This is a genomic window from Pantoea sp. SO10 (assembly GCF_005281435.1).
Classification (GTDB): Bacteria; Pseudomonadota; Gammaproteobacteria; order Enterobacterales; family Enterobacteriaceae; genus Pantoea; species Pantoea leporis.
Genome location: NZ_CP040095.1, coordinates 3525671 through 3544239 on the forward strand (window position 1 = coordinate 3525671; position 18569 = coordinate 3544239).

An 18569-nucleotide genomic window follows, 5' to 3' on the forward strand; every position below is an offset into this window, starting at 1 on the left:
GGTGCAGGTCTATGGCGACAAAATATCCCGTCGAATTCAAACTCTCGGCCATTCACTATTTTCTTAGCGGCCATGCCGGTATTGATGGAACGGCTAAGCACTTCAGCATTGCCCCTACTAACCTGCGCCGCTGGGTTGCACGCTATCAGCATCACGGTGAGCAGGCTTTGCTTCCCCGCGGGCACCGGCGTTATTCTTCCGACTTCAGAGTTCAGGTGGCGCATTACGTTCTGGCTCATCCCGGTGAGTCATACGCCGCGGTTGCGGCGCGTTTTAATCTCACCTCATACAAAACGGTTGAATCCTGGGCCCGTCAGTACAGCCTTAAAGGCCACTACGCTTTCCCGCCCGAAAACAGCACGCGGAGTATACGAATGTCAGACAAAGCAAAATCACCAAAACCTGCCGGATCAATGACGGAGAAAGAGCTGCTTAAGGAGCTCGAATACCTTCGCGCCGAAAACGACTATCTGAAGGTTATGCAGGAGATTATCCTGGAAAAAAAGCGCCGGGAGCGGGAGAAAAAGCCGCTGCAGTGACGCGGTTGCGCACGCGGCATCGCCTGCCGGTGCTGCTGAGCGTATCGCGGCTGCCGAAAAGCACATTTTTTTATCAGCTTGCCCGCCAGCAGGCGGCGGATAAGTACGCAGAGGTGAAGGCGCTCATCGTCAGGCTGTCGGAGGAGCATCGCAGTCTTTACGGCTACCGGCGCATGGGCTGCCTGCTCAGGCAGCACGGCTGGGGGCTGAGCGGGAAAACCGTGCTGAAGCTGATGTCGGCGCTGGGCCTGCAGTCGCCGGTAAGAAAGAAGAGATACCGGTCCTGTCGGGGGCCCGAAGGGCGAACAGCCGGCAACGTGCTGCAGCGCAACTTCCGGGCACAGGCACCGAACGAGAAGTGGGTAACGGACGTAACGGAGTTCAGCGTTGCGGGTGAAAAATGCTACCTGTCCCCGGTTCTGGACCTGTATAACGGCGAAATCGTGGGCTGGGAAACGGCGCGTAAGCCGCTGATGCCGATGATAAACAATATGCTGAGCAGTGCCTTACGGCATCTGACGGGCGAGCAGCGTCCGCTTCTTCACAGCGATCAGGGCTGGCAGTATCAGATGCCGGAGTATAGGCAGCGCCTGGCGGAAAACGGGATAACACAGAGCATGTCGCGCAGAGGAAACTGCCTGGACAACGCGGTGATGGAAAACTTCTTCGGTCATCTGAAGTCGGAAATGTTTTACCTGAAGAAATACCGTGATGTAGAGGAGCTGGAGAAGGATATCGGAGACTATATCCACTTCTGGAATACTAAGCGGATAAAAATGGGGTTGGGTGGGCTGAGTCCGGTAGCGTACAGGACTCAGCATTACGCAGCGCTTTAACTAAACGGTCCAGGTTATGGGGTTCAGTTCATTCATGGCGACCCCACTCAATTAGAGTTTTAACGGTGGCAGCTGCGAAAACACGCTCAACAATCCTTTGCTCCACAGCTGACGAATTTGTGAAAAATAGGGATGCTGTTCGGTGATGTGATATTGCTCGCTATCGCTGAAACTGTCGGTGCGATAGACCATCACATCCAGCGGTAATCCCACCGAAATATTACTCGCTAACGTGGAATCCATTGAAATCAACGCACACTGCATCGCCTGACTGAGCGGCGTTTCATAGCGCAGCACGCGATCAATAATCGGTTTGCCGTACTTGCTCTCACCAATCTGGAAATAAGGCGTATCAACGCTGGCTTCGATGAAATTGCCCTGCGGATAGATCTGGAACAGACGCGGCTCCTCGCCACGAATTTGTCCCCCCAGCAGCAGCGTGCCGCCAAACTCCTCGCCATCGCGCTTGATCACCTCGCGCAGCGTTTCACCCACCATCAGCGCAATATCATACAGCGATCGTCCATTCAGCAAATTGGGTTGATCGTTATCGCCGTTATGCCGTCGCAGCAGGCTCAGCACGCTCTGCGTGGTAGCCAGATTGCCAGCGCTTTGCAGCACCAGCGTGCGTTCATCATCGACCTGAAACACATGCAATTTACGGAATGAGGAAATATGATCGACGCCCGCATTGGTCCGCGAATCAGAGACAAAAATCATCCCTGACGATAAACGCATTGCCACACAATAAGTCATAGTTACGCCTGTTCTGATTACTGCTGCGCATGCACCTGAAGCACCGCAGCCACCGCCAGCATATCTTCACCGCCGCCGCCCAGCCGCATACCGCGCACCGGACAGGCATCGAGATAATCCACACCAACCGCCAGACGTAAATGCTGGCGTGTGCTGCGGGTATTATTGGTGATATCAAAGCTGTGCCAACTGCCATCCAGCCAGGCTTCAACCCAGGCGTGAGTGGCGACGTGCTCAACGTTTTCAGTATAGAGATAGCCGCTTACATAGCGCGCCGGAATTCCCAGAGTGCGACAGCAGGCGAGAAACACGTGGCTGTGATCCTGGCAAACGCCGCTGCCTGCGGCAAATACTTTCGCGGCGGTATCAGTTACCTGGGTGCTGCCGGGACGATACGGCATCTTCAGCAGCAATTCATCCATCAACTTTTCCAGGCTGGCGAGCGGCTTTTCCGGCCGCCAGTAGCGCTGGGCAAACTCGCGGATCTCAGGATTGGGCAGCGTCAGCGGCGTGGCACGCAGAAACACCAGCGGCGACAAGGCGCACTCCGGATCGGGTGCCCACTCGCCGGCATCAAGGATCTCCACCACACCGCGCGCGGCGATATCAAGCTGCTGATGCGGCGTATCCAGCGTTAGCACATGCATCACGTTGCCGTAAGCATCCTGCGTGCAGGTGGCTGCGCAGGGCAGCTCCAAATCCCACGAGATAATTTGCTGATGCACCGAATTTTGCGGCGTCAAACGCAGATACTGGGTGCTGAGTGTCACCTGCTGCTCGTAGGCGTAACGGGTTTTGTGCTCGATGTTCAGTCTCATTTCGCCTCCAGATAAGTGTGATTGATGCTGTCTGCCAGCGCGTTCAGGCGCGTCAGGAATGCATTGAGCCAGTGCGTTAACCCTTCCTGCGTCAGGCTTTCCCAGGTACTAAACCTGATTTCCGCCAGCAGCACGGTGATCAGATAACGCGGACGATCTTCGCCGCTGCTGCCGATCTGCTCGAGCTGGGTAGCGATCTCATCAATACAGGAGTGCAGCGATCGCGGACTTTCACTGCGCAGGATCAGCATCTCATTCACCAGATCCGGCAACAGCTGCTGCTTAAAGATGGCGTTGTAGGCTTCACGCGCCGACACCGCGCGCAGCAAGGTGTCGAGGCGATAATATTCGCGCACCGAATCGGACTGTTGTTCCAGCAGTTGCTGATTGACGCTCAGCAAACGCGCGGTGCCGTCGCTGCGCTCCATCAGTGTGCCGATGCGGATAAAACTCATGGCATCACCGCGCAGCAAGGTGCCGAACATCGCGCCACGAAACAGGTGCGAGCGCTCTTTTACCCAATCGAAAAAGCTATCGGCGTTGGCGCTGGTAATACCGCGCCGCCGCGTATTGCGCATCTCAATCCACGTCGAGTTGATGCTCTCCCACACTTCCGACGACAAACTGCCGCGCACCGCATGCGCGTTGTTCCACGCCTCCTGCCAGCAGCTGAAAATGCTGCACGGATTGCGATCGTCGAGGGCGAAAAAGTTGAACAGCTGCGGCATGGTGAAGCGGCCGTTGAGGGTTTCAAACAGTTCACGCGTGCCGGTGAGATTAAGCGGCAGCAGCAGATCGTCGCCCTGGTCACCGCGCACCGGCATTAACGACAAACGGTTGGTCACGTCTAACACGCGAGCAAGTTGTTCTGCGCGCTCAAGATAGCGCGCCATCCAATAGAGGCCACTGGCCGTGCGGCTTAGCATGATGCGTCATCCTCCAGAACCCACGTGTCCTTGGTGCCACCGCCCTGCGACGAGTTCACCACCAGCGAACCTTCGTTCAGCGCCACGCGGGTTAAGCCGCCGGGCACCAGACGAATATCCGCGCCGCACAGCGCAAACGGGCGCAGATCGATGTGGCGCGGCGCGAGGCCGTTATCGATAAAGGTTGGACACGTGGAGAGCGATAGCGTGTCCTGCGCGATGTAGTTATCCGGGCGCGCTTTGAGGCGATCGCGGAAATCACTCAGCTCCTGCTGGCTCGCCACCGGGCCAATCAACATGCCGTAACCGCCTGCGCCGTGCACCTCTTTCACCACCATTTTCGCCAGGTTGGCCAGCACATAGGTGAGATCCTGCGGTTTGCGGCATTGCCAGGTGGGTACGTTATTGAGGATCGGATCCTCATCGAGATAGAAACGGATCATGTCCGGTACGTAGGGATAGATCGATTTGTCATCGGCGACGCCGGTGCCGATCGCGTTCGCCAGCACCACGTTGCCGGATCGATACACCGACAACAAGCCCGGCACGCCGAGCATCGAATCCGGGCGGAACGCCAGAGGATCGAGGAAGGCATCATCAACGCGACGATAGATCACATCGACTTTGCACGGCCCGGCGGTGGTACGCATCATCACCGCGCCATCTTTGACGAACAGATCGGCGCTCTCCACCAGCTCAACGCCCATCTGCTGCGCGAGGAAGCTGTGCTCGAAGTAGGCGCTGTTAAAGCGGCCCGGCGTCAGCACCACCACCACCGGATCGTTGACCGGCGAGCTTTCGCGCAGGGTTTGCAGCAGATGCGAAGGATAACGCTCTACCGGCGCGATGTGCTGCCCGGCGAACAGTTCCGGATAGAGGCGCATCATCATCTTGCGGTTCTCCAGCATATAGGAGACGCCAGACGGCGTGCGCAGATTGTCCTCGAGAACGTAATATTCGCCGTCGTTATTGCGCACCATGTCTACCCCAACAATGTGCGCGTAGATGTGGCGATGCAGATCGACGCCTTGCATACAGGGCTGATATTGATCGTTCACCAGCACCTGTTCAGCGGGCACGATGCCGGCTTTGAGGATCAGTTGCTGATGGTAGATGTCGTGCAGGAAGGCGTTAAGGGCTTGTACCCGCTGGCGAATGCCGCGATCGAGCATTGCCCACTCGCTGGCAGGAATGATGCGCGGCACGCTGTCGAAAGGAATTAAACGTTCCGCGCCGCCGTCATCACCGTAGACGTTGAAGGTGATGCCGACGCGATGAAACAGCAGTTCCGCTTCTTCACGTTTGCGCGCCACGGCCTCTTTGTCCGCCTGTTGTAACCATTCCCAGTATTGCTGGTAGTGAGCGCGGTGTTGGCCATCGCTCAGCCACATCTCATCATAGAATTGTGATGCTATCTGGTAGCTTTCTTTCATGATTTACCCGGCGCTTGTCAGAGGACCTCACTCTCTCCTGCACAAACTGTGCCAGAGGCTTGCCCCGGTAAGGCACACGCGCCGCGTCAACGGAAATGGCTGTTTTGCACTTTACTGGTGCATTAGCTGCTGCGCGATTGGCAGCCAGATCTCCGTCATCGCGCCTTCGCCACCGGTAAAAGGATCGCGGGATGGCAGCGGCACCTGCTGGATCTTCTCCTTCGACGCACGTAAACGCGACGGCTCATCACGCACGGTTTCCGGGGACATGCCTTCAGGATAGGCGCCAACGGTGAAAAAATCCTCTGAGGCAAACACCTGTTTGTGGCCGACGCCCGCCGGGATCAGTACCGCATCGCCTTCACGCAGCGTCACCATGCGACCGCTGTCGCCGCCGAACAGCACTTCCGCCCAGCCAGCCGCAACACCCAGCACTTCATGGGTGTTCGGATGGTAATGCGTATAAGGAAAGATCGGCGCACGCCATGCGGCGGGCCAGCCGTTGCGGGTAAAGGTTTTTTCAAACCAGGCGGCGCTGTCTTCCGTCGGATTTTCATCGTCATACGGCACAATGCCGGGCCAGATGATCAGCGGCAGCAGGCTGTTGGGCACGCCGCCCGACGGCAGCGATAACATCAGATGTTGCGGATTGCTGGAGGATCCAGCGGAAAAGGTGCCGGCGGCGAAAGACATCAGTAACAGCAGGCTGGAGTGGTTGGCAGTCATACTCTTTCTCCGGTTAATCACGATGCTTAATTGTGGCTTACCAAAGTGGCATTGCAATGTGCGCCCACCAACAAAATTCACAAAAAAGAATGATTTAGCTAACTAAAGCCAAATTTATTAGCAACATAATTAACATCTCGTGCGGGTGAATGAGAGTCGCCCTAACTGGCGCGCATTTATGCGCACCAGGCCGCAAAGCGGCATGAATTTAATGCAAAAAAAACCGGTGGATTTCGCCACCGGCCGAATCAAAAAAAAGCGATTCAAAGGCACTGACAGGTTATCGCAGGCGCTCAGCGATAGGTTTCACAACGTTCTCCCCTTCGCGGCCATAAAACTGGAACAGGGTTTCTGCAGCGGCATCGGTTAACACCAGAATTTCGATGCGGCGATTACGCGCACTCATGGGATCGTCATGATCGCGCGGCATGCGTGACGCCATGGCATTAACCTGCAATACGCGCGCACTCTCCAGCCCGCCACGCTCCAGCGCGCGGCGTGCCGCCAGCGCACGATCGCCAGACAGATTCCAGTTGTTGTAGGCGGCGTTGCCGCTGTACTGCGCGGCATCGGTGTGGCCGCTGATCATGATTTTGTTGTCGATGCGGTTAAACACCGGGCCGAGCTCGGTAAGCAGTTTCTGGAAGAATGGCGTTAGTACCGCGCTACCGCGTGGGAACATCATGCGATCCTGATCGTCCTGAATCAGAATGCGCAGCCCTTGTGGCAAGGTTTCCAGCATCAGGTAATTTTGCGCGTTATAGCTGTTGATCATCCGTTGCAGCTGGTTGTGTAACAACACCAACTCCGCATCCGAGCGTGACAGCACGCTGTCTAAATCTTCCTGTGGCTTGCTGCCGGCATTCAAACTGATGTCAGCCTTACCTTGGCTGACAGTCGCTGTTTGCGTCGGCGGGGAAATTGCCATGGTTTCGCCGATAATCGCCGATCCGCCGGAGTTCTCAACGTCAAAAGGATTGAAATTGGTGCCATCAAAAACCGACGTGCCGTTCAATTGCGCGACGATCTCTTTACGCTCCTCTTCACTCACCGCGCCCATGATCCACAGCACCATAAACAGCGCCATCATCGCCAACGTGAAGTCCGCAAAGGCCACTTTCCACGCGCCGCCATGATGCGCATGGTGTGCCTTTTTGCCGCCGCGTTTGATGATGGTGGTGTGATGCGCATTGTGTTTCATTACGCACCTTCAGTGAGTTGATTGACCCAGCCATCCAGCGTGGCAAATGTCGGTTTGGTATCGAGTGGCAACATTTTACGTCCCGCATCCACCGCCAGCAGCGTCGGCTTGCCCGCTACCTGATTCACCAGCACGGTACGAATGCACTCCAGCACCGCCAGACGCTTTTTCTGGTTCTGTTCCATGGCATTCGCCAGCGGATCCAGCAGGCAGTAACAGAAGAAGACGCCGAGGAAAGTACCGACCAATGCGGCCGCCACTTTCACGCCGATCAGCGCGATGGAGCCGTCGATGGATTGCATGGTAATGATGATGCCCAGTACCGCCGCACAGATACCAAAGCCCGGCATCGCTTCAGCAACACGCTGCATGGAGCGTGACGGCTTGAGCAACTCTTCTTCTACCGCATGCAGTTCAGATTCGAGAATCCCTTCCAGCTCATGTTCGTTAATCTTGCCCATTGCCATCAAACGGAAGTTGTCCGAGATAAAGGAAATGAAGCTTCGATCGGCGAGAATCAGCGGATACTTTTGGAAAATCTCGCTGTTTTCCGGCACTTCGATATGCGCATCCAGTGCTTTCAGACCGCCGTCCTGCACCAGTTCCAGCAGTTCATACAGCAGCATCAGCAGCTGCTGCTGGAATTCTGCGGTATAGATATTGCCTTTAACGGTGCCGCGTACCTGCGACCACATATCTTTCAATACGGTTTTGGAGTTACCAATCACCAACGCACCGGCCCCTGAGCCAAGGATGATCAGCAGCTCACCGGGCTGCCAGAAGGCGCTGAGCAAACCACCGGCGTGCGTATAGCCGCCAATCACGCTGCCTAGCACCACAATTAATCCAATCAGTTTTTGCATGATGTTTTACTCGAAGAATTGTTTAATCTTTTCGCCGATCTTTTTGTTGATCTGGCAAACGCGTGCTTCGGTCAGTTCCAGCACCAGAGCGATCTCTTTCAGGCTCATTTCGTGCTGGTAATAGAGGCTCAGAATCAGCTGCTCACGCTCGCAAAGTGATGCCAGTGCCGTTTTCAGCGTGCGCTGGATCCCTACTTCTTCCTCTAACGCGCGGCCGCTCAGCGCCTGACCAAGGCCTAAACCTTCGCCCGCCAGCAGCTCGTCAAAGCTCTCCATCGCACTGGCCGATTCCAGCAGCAGATACTCCTGCACTTCTTCGGCACTGAGCTTGAGATGCACACGCAACTCTTCTTCATTCGGCTCGTGACCGAGACGGCGCGTCAGTTCACGCACCGCATCATTGATTTTGTGGGTTTTCTGACGCAGACGACGTGGACGCCAGTCGTGCAGACGCAGCTGATCCAGCACAGCGCCACGCACGCGCTGCAAGGCGTAACCGGCAAAATGATCGTCGGGATGGCCGTATCGACGCAGCGATTCCAGCAGGCCCATCAAGGCGATTTGCTCAAGATCTTCACGATCCATCACCGCATCGGTTTGCGCCGAGAGCTGGCGCACCACGCGCTTAACCAGCGGCAGCCACTGCTGTAGATAGCGGCTCTCTTCGACGGGCGTGAGTTCAGTCACTTCATTAAATACGCTCATGACATCCCCTTACTGGAAAACCATTTTGGAGATCATCACGTCGGAGAACGGCTGATCGCTGCCGAACACGCCTTCATAACGCGCCATCATCTGCATATGGATGTCATCAACGGTCATGGTGCGCACCGCGTCGTATTCCATGCCGGAGAACATCGCGACCAGCACGCTTTTCATCTTCGGCAGGTTGTGTTCAGCGGCTTTCAGGCTCTCATCGCTGTTAGCGACGTAGGCCAGATCGAGCAGCAAATAACGCTCTTTGCTGCCGTTGCCTTTCAGGGTGATGACCTGGTTTTTGACTTCCAGATAAAGCACTTGTGTCGGTGCCTCTTTTTTCTCAAACAGAGAAGAGAAGCCCTGGGATTCGCCGGTGTTGCTGGCGGGATGAATCAGTTCAGTGCCTGCTACAACCAGCGCGGCGGTCAGCACGGAGCTGCCCAGCACCATTGCAACATTGCGAGCAATATTTTTAGTTTTCATTAAGTTATACCGTTGTCAGTATGGAAAGATCGCGGTGACGTTGTTCTTCCGTCACTTCTGCAATGTTGTTACTCAGCACCACGTCCTGTTCGGGCTGTTGACGCGGCGCCTGGCGCTGTTCGCCCTGCTGCTGCGAAATCTGTACGTTGACCGCCACCTGATTTTGGTCGCTCAGTGCGCCACGTAATTCCTGGCTCACCTGCTGCAAAGCGCGGTAGACGTCAGGCTGTGCTGCCTGAATCTGTACCTGCAATTTGCCGCCCTCGTAATGCAGGGAAATATCCAGCTTGCCGAGATGCGGCGGATCGAGACGAATGGTGGCTTTTTGCGTGCGTTGATCGACCTGCATCTGCAGGCGATCGCCCAGGGCTTCACGCAGCACTTCGGCTTTCTCGTGTGCGGCCTCAGGTAATGTCAGCGGGGCCTGCATTTTGATTACTGGCTGGACGTTCGTCTGGTTGGCGGCGATCAGCTGTTGGCTGTGTGCAATCACTTGCGCGGGCAACATTTTTGCCAGCGGCTCATCCGGTGATGCCTGCATCATCGCCACAACCTGCTTACTGGCATCGCGCGCATCCTGCGGCGAGCGCAGTTTTACCGGTTGGCTCGGCGCCGTTTCAGCCGGCGTCATCACCTGCCCCGCCAGCATCGCCGGTTGAGGAGACTGGGCGCTTTGCGGCAGTGTCACCGAACGCACCAGCGCTGCCTGTTGAGGCACATGCTGTGGTGCGCTGAACGGCAAAGGCGTTGGCGTGGTATCCGCGGGCTGCGGCGTCGTCACCGCTGGCTGTGGCGTGATAACCGCTGGCAGCGGGGTAGCAATCGGCGCTGTCAGCGTCGGGTCCAGCAACAGCTGCATCAGCTGTTCGGGATCGCTGCTTTCCGCTGGCGCAGCCTTTTCATCCTGCTGTCGCTGCGGAGCCTGAACCGGCGCTGGCACACTGCCGCCGAGCATGAAGGTCGGCACCAGCGGCAGCGGCGCATTCGCCAGATCTGTCGCGCCCGGCGTACCCGGTGCAACAGCGGGCGCACCGCTGTTTGGCAGAACGAAAAAGGAGAGTGACGGGATCATCATGCCCCTCCTGGCTCGTCGCCAAACAGGCTGTAAGCCTGCCGGGCCTGACGTTGCGATTGATGCTGTTGCAGTTTGTGGCGTAACGCCTCCACACGCGCACGGCACTGCGCCGCAACCTGCTGATGGCGCTGCTGGAGCATTTTTACCTGCGTTAACGTGGCTTCACTGAGACTTTGCTGACGCAGTTGCAGCAACAGATCGTTGATTTGCTTATCAATCTGCGTGACCTGCAGCCAATCATCATTCTGCGCGGCCTGCTCTAATGCCGTACCCAACGCCACAAACTGCTGTTTCATGGCTGCATGCCCTCCCAGCCTTCGCGCAAGGTCACCAGCACGCCTTCCACTTCTTCAATCTGTGCAACAGACAAGTTGTGGCTGGCGTCGTACAGGCGATACACGCAATAGTCGTAGAGGGAGGCCAAACGCAGCGCCAGTTCGCCACCGCGTTCAAAATCCAGCGCACTGGTCAGCGCATTGAGGATGTCGATGCTTTTAGAAATGCTGCTGGCTTTACGCTCAAAACGCTTCGCGGCAACGTGCCCTTTGGCACGCACCAGCTCGTCCTGCAAACCGGTGAACAGCATCAGCACCAGCTGATGCGGCGTGGCGGCGGCGGTGCGGATCGCCAGATCCGCATCGTTGTAGCCATGAATTTCGGAAGTATTACCGTACATATGTCACCTTCATTAACCGAAGAAGTTCGCCAATGTGTTCTCCATCTGCGACATGGCTGCCTGCGCACGCGAGAATTGCTTCAGGTAGCGGGCATAGCTGCTGTCATAGCGCATCTGGATTTGATCGGCTTTGCTAGTGAGTTGAGTGTTTTTGCGGTCAAGCGACTCCTGGCGGCTCTTGATGGAACCGGTCGAGGTGCTGAGGAAGCTATCAAGACTTTTGTCCATCTTCTTGATGATGCCGTCAGCGCCGCCGAACATGGCATCCAGCGCTGCGGGGTTATCACGCACCGCTTCAAGGAATTTTTCGCTGTCGATTTCGAGCTTGCCGGCTTTATCCGCTGAGATACCGAAGTCGCTCAGATTTTTGCCATTGGTGGTTTGACGCAGCAGTGACGTCATCTGCTGTTCCAGCACGCGCAGGCCGGAATCGCCCGCCAGCGCGCCGCGTTTATCTTTATCGCCACCGCTTTTGGTCAGTTCCCCGAGTTTGGTGAACAGCGCGTTGTAGGCATCCGCAAATTTCTGCGCCTGCTCTTTGGTTTGCGTCTCGTCGTTCTCCACGCTGATTACCAGTGGACGGGCCGGATCGGTCTTCTGCACCACGTTGATTTCAACGCCGGGGATCACGTCTTTGAAGGTGTTGGAGTCACTCGTGATGACCATGCTGCCAATCGAGATCTGAGCATCACGCGCAGGAGAAATAGTGGTCGCAGTGAGCGCCGCCTCAAAAGCCGCATCACCGCTAACGGTAATTTCAAATTTATTTTTATCGCCGGTTTTATCACTGCCCATCAACATGCGGGTTTCACCGTTGACCTTCATCAGCGATGCCGTGACGCCCGGATTGTCCGGATGTTTGTTAATGGCATCGCGCAGGTCTGCCATGGTCTCAACTTTAGTCAGATCGATATCGATCTCTTTTCCACCCACTTCAACCGTCATGGTGCCGGTGGCATTTTTGACGGCCTCATCGGTCAATTTCTCAAACGAGTCTTGCTTTGCGGCAGCCGTTTCCTTGACTTCGACCTGATACAGACCTTTGCTGGCATTGGCGCTGGCTTTGAGGTTGACGTAGCCTTCCATGTTTGGCTTAGCGCTGTTCTTCACCAACTCGCCCTTGGCACCAAAGCCTTTCAGCGCAGTACGGAAATCCGTTAGCGCCGTTTTCAGTTCCGTTAATGCACTCTGCTCGCTAGCAACTTTTTTCTGCTGCGCCACCAAACGAGACTGCATCGCGGCAATACTGTTCTGGGCGAGGATTTCCGCGTACTGGGAAGGATCCATACTCATGTTCATTTTTTTTCTCCTACGAATGACTTGTTAATAGCAATCAGCGTGCCAGTTTTTATTTTTGTTATTATTCAGTTGGTTACATAAAAATGAGGGAAGAAACGTTTCCGCTATACAGGAAGACGATTTCAATACAGGCGGAAATAAAAACACCGCCTCAAGAGCGGTGTTTTTCAAAACTTAAAAGGGAATTAGCCCAGCATGCCCAGAACCATCTGGCCCATACCTTTAGATTGACTCAGCATCTGCTGGCTGCTCTGCATCAGCATCTGCTGACGGCTCATTTTTGCACCTTCTGCAGCGAAATCAGCGTCCTGGATGATGCCGAGGTTCAGCTCAGTGTTGTCTTTCATGTTGGCCAGGTTAGCCGCGGTATGACCCAGACGGTTGATGTTGGCACCCAGATCTGAACGGATTGAACCCACTGAATCGAGTGCAGCCGTGACGTTCTCCAGCATGGCGTTACCGGCAGCAGCGCCACCTGAAATGCCTGACGCAGACAGTTTAGTCAGTGCGTTGCTGACTTTACCCAGCGCGCCGCTCAGGTTAATTTTCAGCGTTTCATCTTTAGAAGCACCAATCTGGAATTGCAACTCACCCGTCATTTTGCCAACACCATTACCACTTGCATCCCTGGCAAACAGTTTTTCTGTGCCGTAAGAGGTGTTGCTCATGATGTTGCCCAGTTCGGCGTTCAGTGCATCGAACTCAGACTGCAGCGCACCACGGTCATCGGCGTTGTTGGTGTCATCCGCAGCCTGGGTAGCCAGGTCTTTCATGCGGAACAGAATGTTGTTCACTTCATCAAAAGCACCTTCAGCGGTCTGCATCATGGCAGTAGCTTTCGAGATGTTGTTCTGCGCAACGCCCATACCACGCGCCTGACCATCAAGGCGGGTAGCGATCTGCAGGCCAGCTGCGTCGTCAGCTGCAGAGTTGATGCGGTAACCGGTACCCAGACGCTCCATTGCGGTGGACAGTGCAGAGTTTGCACGGTTCATGGAGTTAGTTGAGGACATAGCTGCTGAGTTTGTAAACATAGTTAACATGAGGTTTATCTCCAAAGGTTGGAATCCGATGATTCCGTTTCAAGTAACAGGAGAAAACGGCACGCTAATAGAATCTCTTAAATGCATTTAAAATCTTTTCGCGAAAAAAATATTATTTATTTGCGAATGAAATATAGAGGGTAAAATAAAGGCGGCAGAGTGACCCGATAAATTAAACTATAAACAAGCACAGGATAAAAATAGATAACGCACTAATAAATATCGACTTATTTAAAAATGAATCATATTGATAGCTATTATTCATCATTTTTTAGGAATGATGCTTTTTCTTAAGAGCCTTTTTCCCGGTTTTTTCTGCAACAAATCTCATCGTTCTTAAATCAACGCATTGAAATCACTTCTTTTTGAGACTAGTCTTGCATAATAAAATAATAATCGTCTAACCCCGTTTTTTCGATGCGACGACGATGGTGATAACAATGCCCGCCATACCAAGGGAAATAAAGTAACGATGACGTCAGATTGCATTATCAATCACTGGTTACTCGATATTGCCAGTGCTTCATTAATCCACCAGGAGAGCGGCGAACAGCGGCGACTCGGTGAATATCAATTGAAACTGCTGGTGGTGCTGATTCAGCATGCCGGGCAGATTTTATCGCGTGAAGAGCTGAATCAGCTGGTATGGGAACGTCGTGTCATTGGCAGCAATAGCTTGCCGAATGCCATCCATGCACTGCGCGTGGCGCTGGAAGATGATGGTAAGCAGCAGCTGATTATCAAAACCGTGCCGAAGAAAGGCTATATTCTCGAAGCCGAGTTTTGCCATTTCCAGCGACGTGTCAATGAAGAGGATGACGAAGAGAGCGATCTGCAGCTGCTAAGCATGACACCGCCTTCACCTCCGCCCACCGCACCGCCGGAATTACCTGCCGAACAAGCCCCCATCGTTGTCGCCGAGACGCCGTCAGCCGCGCCCACTCCTGCAGCGCCGCCAGCCGCTAAACCTCCTCATTTGTGGATGGCGCTGTTCGGCGTAACGCTGGTGATTTTTATCGCGCTCGCGGTGGGCATATGGCGCTCGTCACTGCAGCAGCAACCTTATCTGGCGCAGCTGCCGCTGGAAGGCGCAACGCAAATCCGCTTGTTGCAACTGACCAATACCGCGCGCGACGCCAGCACCCGGCAAAAAGATATCTCCGAACTCCTTGGCAACACTTTGCGTCAGCTGAACACCACGCTGCAGCAGCGCGCTACCCGCATGGATATTTACTATTCCGCCAGCAGCGATGTGATCAATCTGACGTTGAATCTTAAAAGCGCCTGCACACATCAGCAGTTAGTGATGACCGTATTTAATGCCGAAGATAACCAGCAAGCCTTGAGCAAACTGCTCACTGAAGAGATGGAGAGAAAGCTGAATGAAATGGCGTCTTGCAACCCTTAGTCTGGCGCTGCTGACCTTGTTACTGCTGATTACCGCAGCAGTACGTGGCTGGTTGCCGTGGTCAAGTCATACGATATTTGATGAAGATTTTACCGGTAGCGGTATTGAAGTGGGTATTTACGATGTGGAAGACGGTCAGCGAGAGCTGTATGTGCCGTTTTTTGCCGTGAAATCTGACAGTGTATTAATGACGCTGACCAGCGAAATCGCCACCCGGCAATTTCTCGCCAAAATATTGTTAACCCCTCAAGCGAATACGCGGAACGGCGTGGTTTACAGCTATCAACCGCTGATGGTGCACGCCAGTAAAGATAAGCCGTTGGTTAAAAGCATCTTTAACTTTAATGCTCACAACGGCGTCACTTTTAATAGCGTGGAGTTTGAAGGCAATCGCATGCTGGTGATGCCGTCAGGATTGATGATCAACCAGCAACATTAACCTCAGGCGCGCAGCAACGCTGCGCTGCCCAACACGTTTTTCACGGTGGCGCGCGGCACGTTCGCTTGTGCGCCCATCGCATCCGCAACACGGCCATAATTACGCTGCCCTAACTGCTGTGCCACTTCTTGTGCGAGGCTATCCGCCTGCGCACTGTTGAAATTCGACATACTATCAACACGTTGCTGCACCAGCGCCTTCGTGCGGACTAACTGCTTACGCTGCCGGGTCAGCTGCTCCAGCGTGCTATCGAGCGTGGGCTGCAGCGATTCCAGCTGTGCCGGATTCGCCAGCACGCGTGCCACTTCATCCTCGAGCGTGGTTTCCGCCTGCGGTTTAACCGGAAAAAACTGGCTCTGAGGATAACGTTCGCCGCCGCCCTGCACGCTGAGATGCTGGTTCACGCGTGACCATTGCTGCTCATCGACCTGAAACTGGACGTCGCGCTGCGCATCCAGCTTGCCATGAATGCCCCACTTACCCAGCGCCTGGTTCAGACTCAGTAACGTTTGCTGCGGCGTACTGTCGGCGGCAATCGCCGCCGCGCTGATTTCGCGCTGCTGGCCTGCAAGGGAAAACGTCAGCAGTTCCGGCTGGGGATTATTCACTAATGCCCGACCATCCCGCAGCTGGAAATTAACCTGTGATTTTCCCTCCAGCGACACCTGCAGCTGGCGATTCACACTGCCGCCGGACAGCGTTTGACGCTGTGACAGCAGCGACTGCAACGTCTGCGTTTCGGCTAACGCCGTCTGGCGATCGCCGCGACGGCTCAGCGCGTGGTTCACCTTCAGCAGCTGACTTTCGGTCGCCTGCAAAAAATGATCGGCCTGCTGCACGCGCGTCAGCTGTTGATTCAGCTGAACGTTGTAGCGCAGCGGCTGAGAAGAGATCAGCGGCGCATCGGGAAAGTTGCTGCTCTGGCGCGGGGGGGTGTTGGCCACGTTGCTGACCGGCGCTTTTGCCGTCAGCGGTGCGCTGTGCAGCGCGGGAGCGCGCAATCCCGGCGCCAGACGATTCTCCACCTGCATCATGTCGATTACCCCAGGTTAAACAGTGAAAGTGAGGAGATCTGACCATAAGCTTTATAGGAGTATTGCGTGGCCATCGTGTAGTTGTTGAGATTGGTCATCGCGGTGGCAATATCCAGTCCTTCCAGCCCATTCGCCACTTCATCGTGGATCATTTTGCTATCCAGATGCACATCCTGCAGCAACGCCATATTGTTCTGACGTCCACCCAGTTCGGTGAAAATCGCGGCAACATTATCGGACGTACTCTGTACCTGACCAATCATCGCCGTCATTTCGTCGGCATAACTTTCTGGTGCGATGGTCGGATCGGACATTTTGTCTAACAATGTCTCAAGCTGGTTAAGCAGCTTCAGATCATCGCCAAAGGCCGCCGCTAAATCGGTGTTGGATTTCATCAGTACACCGTTCGCCACCGGTGTGTTGTTGCTTTCGTGGTTACCGGCAAAAATCCATTCACCCGTCGTCGCATCACGCATTACCGGCTGCTGATTGGTTTTGGTACCGGCAAACAGATAGCGTCCGCTTTCGTCACGGCTGTTCATCTGCTCTACCAGCATCTCTTTCATGGCGCTTAGCTCGGTCGCGTAACCGGCCATATCGACTGCACCGTGACTGCTGTTGTTGGCTTCGCGCAACTTATCCAGCATGTTCAGTAACTGCTTACTGCTTGAATCGACCAGCGTTTCCTGCTGGCCCAGGCTATGGCCTAAACGCTCGATATTGCTTTGGTACTGCCCAATCGCCACTTGTTCACGGCGGATTTGCGACAGCTGCGTGCTGGCAATCGGATCGTCAGAAGGATTAAGCACCCGCTTCTGCTCGGTAATCTGCATCATCAGTTTATTGAGCTGGGTCGTATTGCGCCCCATGCTGTTTAACATGGTGCTGGAGAAACTGAAGCTATTCACTCGCATGGTATTTTCCTTAGAACAGGGCCAGCAGATCGGTGAAGATCTGATCGCCAGTGGCAATCACTTTCATATTCGCTTGATACGCCTGGGTATAATTAGTGAGGCCAACGTACTCTTCGTCGTAGTTCACCGCGCTGTAACTATCACGCTGCATCACCGCATCTTCTAACAGTGCAGCCGCCGCCGTGAGCTCGGTTTGGTTCTGGCGACTTTTAATGCCGACGGTGCTGATCAGCGACGCACTGGCGCTATCCAGCGTTGATTCGCCGATGCCCGGAATGGTGAAGGTTTTGGTTTTAATGCTAATCAACGCCAGCAGATTTTTATTGTCGCCGGTGGCGGTTGCATCGCTGGAGAATGCCAGCTCATCCCAGGCGAGATCGTTAACCTGCAGCATGCCGTTAGGATTACTGATATCGAAATCAAACAGCGGTTTGCCGGCATTGCCTTTCAGATCGAAACCTAGAGCCAGCTGATCGTTAAAGGCGCTGGCCATCGACTCCGCCATGCCAATGATGCTCTCTTCAATGCCGTTCAGCGTATTGACCTGATAATCATGCAGCGCGCCAAACGCGCCACCGGTTTTCATATCCACCTGATAGCTGCTGCCAGCAAAATTCAGCTGCAGGAAGGGCTCACCGCTGGCGTCCTTCTCCATCGACAAGCTCCCCACATCACTGCCGCTTACTAACGGCTGACCCGAAGGGAGCATCAAGCTGTATTCGCCTTTCTCATTCTCCTGCACGCGCACGTCGACGTAGCCGCTGAGCTCGCTCACCAGTTCATCACGCTGATCGCGCAAGATGCTGGTATCGCCGCCCATCGCTTCGGTCTCTTTGATGCGCTTGTTGTACTCCGCGATGTTGCCGCTCACGCTGTTGATTGAGACGGTCAAATCACGCTGCTGCTGCTGGCTATTAGTGCGCTGCTTCTGCAGGAACGACTGGATATTGTTGAAACGTGTTGACAACGCGCGTGCTTCGGTTAACACATCCTGGCGCATCGCCTGGTTGTCCGGCTTCTCACTGGCGCCGCTCAGCGACTTGAAGAAATTATCTAAACCGTCGCCGATGCCGCTGGTGTCGGTGCCCAGCAGCTTCTCAAGCGCACCGAGATAAGATTGTCCCTCGTCGAAATAACGGGTTTGCGTGTTGGCATGCCAAACCTGGCCAATTCGAAATTGATCGGCCATACGGCGGATATTCGTGACTTCCGCACCGTTGCCGCTCGCCAGGCGCTGATTGCCCATTGGGCCAATCGCCTGCTGCTCAACGCGCTGACGGCTGTAACCGCGGGTAGCGGCATTAGCAATGTTCAACGCCGTGACGTTCATGCCAATACGCGCCGCACTGGCGCCGCTGTAACCGATATTAATAATGCTCATGTTTTCCTCTCGCATTCACC

20 protein-coding genes are annotated in these 18569 nt (G+C 54.9%); 3 read left to right on the forward strand and 17 right to left on the reverse strand.

Annotation, left to right across the window (positions count from 1 at the left end; all coding sequences use genetic code 11):
- Window positions 1-11 precede the first annotated feature (11 nt).
- A protein-coding gene (locus tag FCN45_RS16180; protein WP_137385294.1) for an IS3 family transposase occupies window positions 12-1375 on the forward strand; the annotation gives its coding sequence in 2 pieces (ribosomal slippage) (window positions 12-507 and window positions 507-1375; 1365 coding nt in all).
- 51 nt (window positions 1376-1426) lie between these two features.
- Here FCN45_RS16180 and FCN45_RS16185 read toward each other — a convergent pair.
- The 14 genes from FCN45_RS16185 to FCN45_RS16250 form a co-directional block, all read right to left on the reverse strand.
- Window positions 1427-2131 (reverse strand): proteasome-type protease, encoded by a 705-nt coding sequence (locus FCN45_RS16185; RefSeq protein WP_101761814.1) that lies wholly within the window; start codon window positions 2129-2131, stop codon window positions 1427-1429.
- A gap of 17 nt (window positions 2132-2148) precedes the next feature.
- Window positions 2149-2949: a transglutaminase family protein gene (locus FCN45_RS16190; RefSeq protein ID WP_101761813.1), complete on the reverse strand. Its 801-nt coding sequence runs from the start codon at window positions 2947-2949 to the stop codon at window positions 2149-2151.
- A complete protein-coding gene (locus FCN45_RS16195; RefSeq protein ID WP_101761812.1) occupies window positions 2946-3875 on the reverse strand; it encodes an alpha-E domain-containing protein in 930 nt (309 codons plus the stop codon). Before FCN45_RS16195 ends, FCN45_RS16190 begins: the two co-directional genes overlap by 4 nt.
- Window positions 3869-5308, reverse strand: a complete 1440-nt coding sequence (locus tag FCN45_RS16200; RefSeq protein ID WP_137386489.1) for a circularly permuted type 2 ATP-grasp protein — start codon at window positions 5306-5308, stop codon at window positions 3869-3871. Before FCN45_RS16200 ends, FCN45_RS16195 begins: the two co-directional genes overlap by 7 nt.
- Before the next feature lie 111 nt (window positions 5309-5419).
- Window positions 5420-6034: a cupin domain-containing protein gene (locus FCN45_RS16205; RefSeq protein ID WP_137386490.1), complete on the reverse strand. Its 615-nt coding sequence runs from the start codon at window positions 6032-6034 to the stop codon at window positions 5420-5422.
- A gap of 280 nt (window positions 6035-6314) precedes the next feature.
- The gene (lafU, locus tag FCN45_RS16210; RefSeq protein ID WP_137386491.1) at window positions 6315-7235 is read right to left on the reverse strand and encodes a putative lateral flagellar export/assembly protein LafU; all 921 of its coding nucleotides are present in this window, start codon (window positions 7233-7235) and stop codon (window positions 6315-6317) included.
- Window positions 7235-8098: a flagellar motor stator protein MotA gene (gene motA / locus FCN45_RS16215; RefSeq protein WP_137386492.1), complete on the reverse strand. Its 864-nt coding sequence runs from the start codon at window positions 8096-8098 to the stop codon at window positions 7235-7237. The genes lafU and motA overlap by 1 nt, the downstream gene beginning before the upstream one ends.
- 6 nt (window positions 8099-8104) lie before the next feature.
- Window positions 8105-8803 carry a FliA/WhiG family RNA polymerase sigma factor gene (locus FCN45_RS16220; RefSeq protein ID WP_137386493.1) on the reverse strand — a complete coding sequence of 233 codons (699 nt, stop codon included), beginning with the start codon at window positions 8801-8803 and terminating at the stop codon, window positions 8105-8107.
- Between the two features lie 9 nt (window positions 8804-8812).
- Window positions 8813-9280, reverse strand: coding sequence for a flagellar basal body-associated FliL family protein (locus FCN45_RS16225; RefSeq protein WP_137386494.1), 468 nt, complete (start codon window positions 9278-9280; stop codon window positions 8813-8815).
- 4 nt (window positions 9281-9284) lie between these two features.
- Window positions 9285-10355 (reverse strand): flagellar hook-length control protein FliK, encoded by a 1071-nt coding sequence (locus FCN45_RS16230; protein ID WP_137386495.1) that lies wholly within the window; start codon window positions 10353-10355, stop codon window positions 9285-9287.
- Window positions 10352-10651, reverse strand: a complete 300-nt coding sequence (locus FCN45_RS16235) for a hypothetical protein (RefSeq protein ID WP_137386496.1) — start codon at window positions 10649-10651, stop codon at window positions 10352-10354. The genes FCN45_RS16230 and FCN45_RS16235 overlap by 4 nt, the downstream gene beginning before the upstream one ends.
- Entirely contained in the window at window positions 10648-11031 is a 384-nt protein-coding gene (gene fliS, locus FCN45_RS16240; RefSeq protein ID WP_137386497.1) for a flagellar export chaperone FliS, read from the reverse strand. Before fliS ends, FCN45_RS16235 begins: the two co-directional genes overlap by 4 nt.
- A 12-nt stretch (window positions 11032-11043) precedes the next feature.
- Window positions 11044-12330 (reverse strand): flagellar filament capping protein FliD, encoded by a 1287-nt coding sequence (gene fliD / locus FCN45_RS16245; protein WP_137386498.1) that lies wholly within the window; start codon window positions 12328-12330, stop codon window positions 11044-11046.
- A 185-nt stretch (window positions 12331-12515) separates the two neighbouring features.
- Complete coding sequence (locus FCN45_RS16250) at window positions 12516-13343, reverse strand: flagellin (RefSeq protein ID WP_246862536.1); 828 nt, start codon at window positions 13341-13343, stop codon at window positions 12516-12518.
- A 502-nt stretch (window positions 13344-13845) separates the two neighbouring features.
- Here FCN45_RS16250 and FCN45_RS23850 point away from each other — a divergent pair.
- Entirely contained in the window at window positions 13846-14781 is a 936-nt protein-coding gene (locus FCN45_RS23850) for a transcriptional regulator (protein ID WP_137386500.1), read from the forward strand.
- Window positions 14756-15220, forward strand: coding sequence for a hypothetical protein (locus FCN45_RS16260; protein WP_137386501.1), 465 nt, complete (start codon window positions 14756-14758; stop codon window positions 15218-15220). Before FCN45_RS23850 ends, FCN45_RS16260 begins: the two co-directional genes overlap by 26 nt.
- Window positions 15221-15222: 2 nt before the next feature.
- Here the strand turns inward: FCN45_RS16260 and FCN45_RS16265 are convergent, their stop codons facing one another.
- Genes FCN45_RS16265 through flgK form a run of 3 tightly spaced genes read right to left on the reverse strand, consistent with a single transcriptional unit; the run spans window position 15223 to window position 18549 of the window.
- Window positions 15223-16254 (reverse strand): hypothetical protein, encoded by a 1032-nt coding sequence (locus FCN45_RS16265; RefSeq protein ID WP_137386502.1) that lies wholly within the window; start codon window positions 16252-16254, stop codon window positions 15223-15225.
- A 5-nt stretch (window positions 16255-16259) separates the two neighbouring features.
- Window positions 16260-17168, reverse strand: coding sequence for a flagellin/flagellar hook associated protein (locus FCN45_RS16270; protein WP_137386503.1), 909 nt, complete (start codon window positions 17166-17168; stop codon window positions 16260-16262).
- 10 nt (window positions 17169-17178) lie between these two features.
- On the reverse strand, window positions 17179-18549 hold the full coding sequence (gene flgK, locus FCN45_RS16275) for a flagellar hook-associated protein FlgK (RefSeq protein ID WP_137386504.1): 1371 nt from the start codon (window positions 18547-18549) through the stop codon (window positions 17179-17181).
- Window positions 18550-18569: the final 20 nt, after the last annotated feature.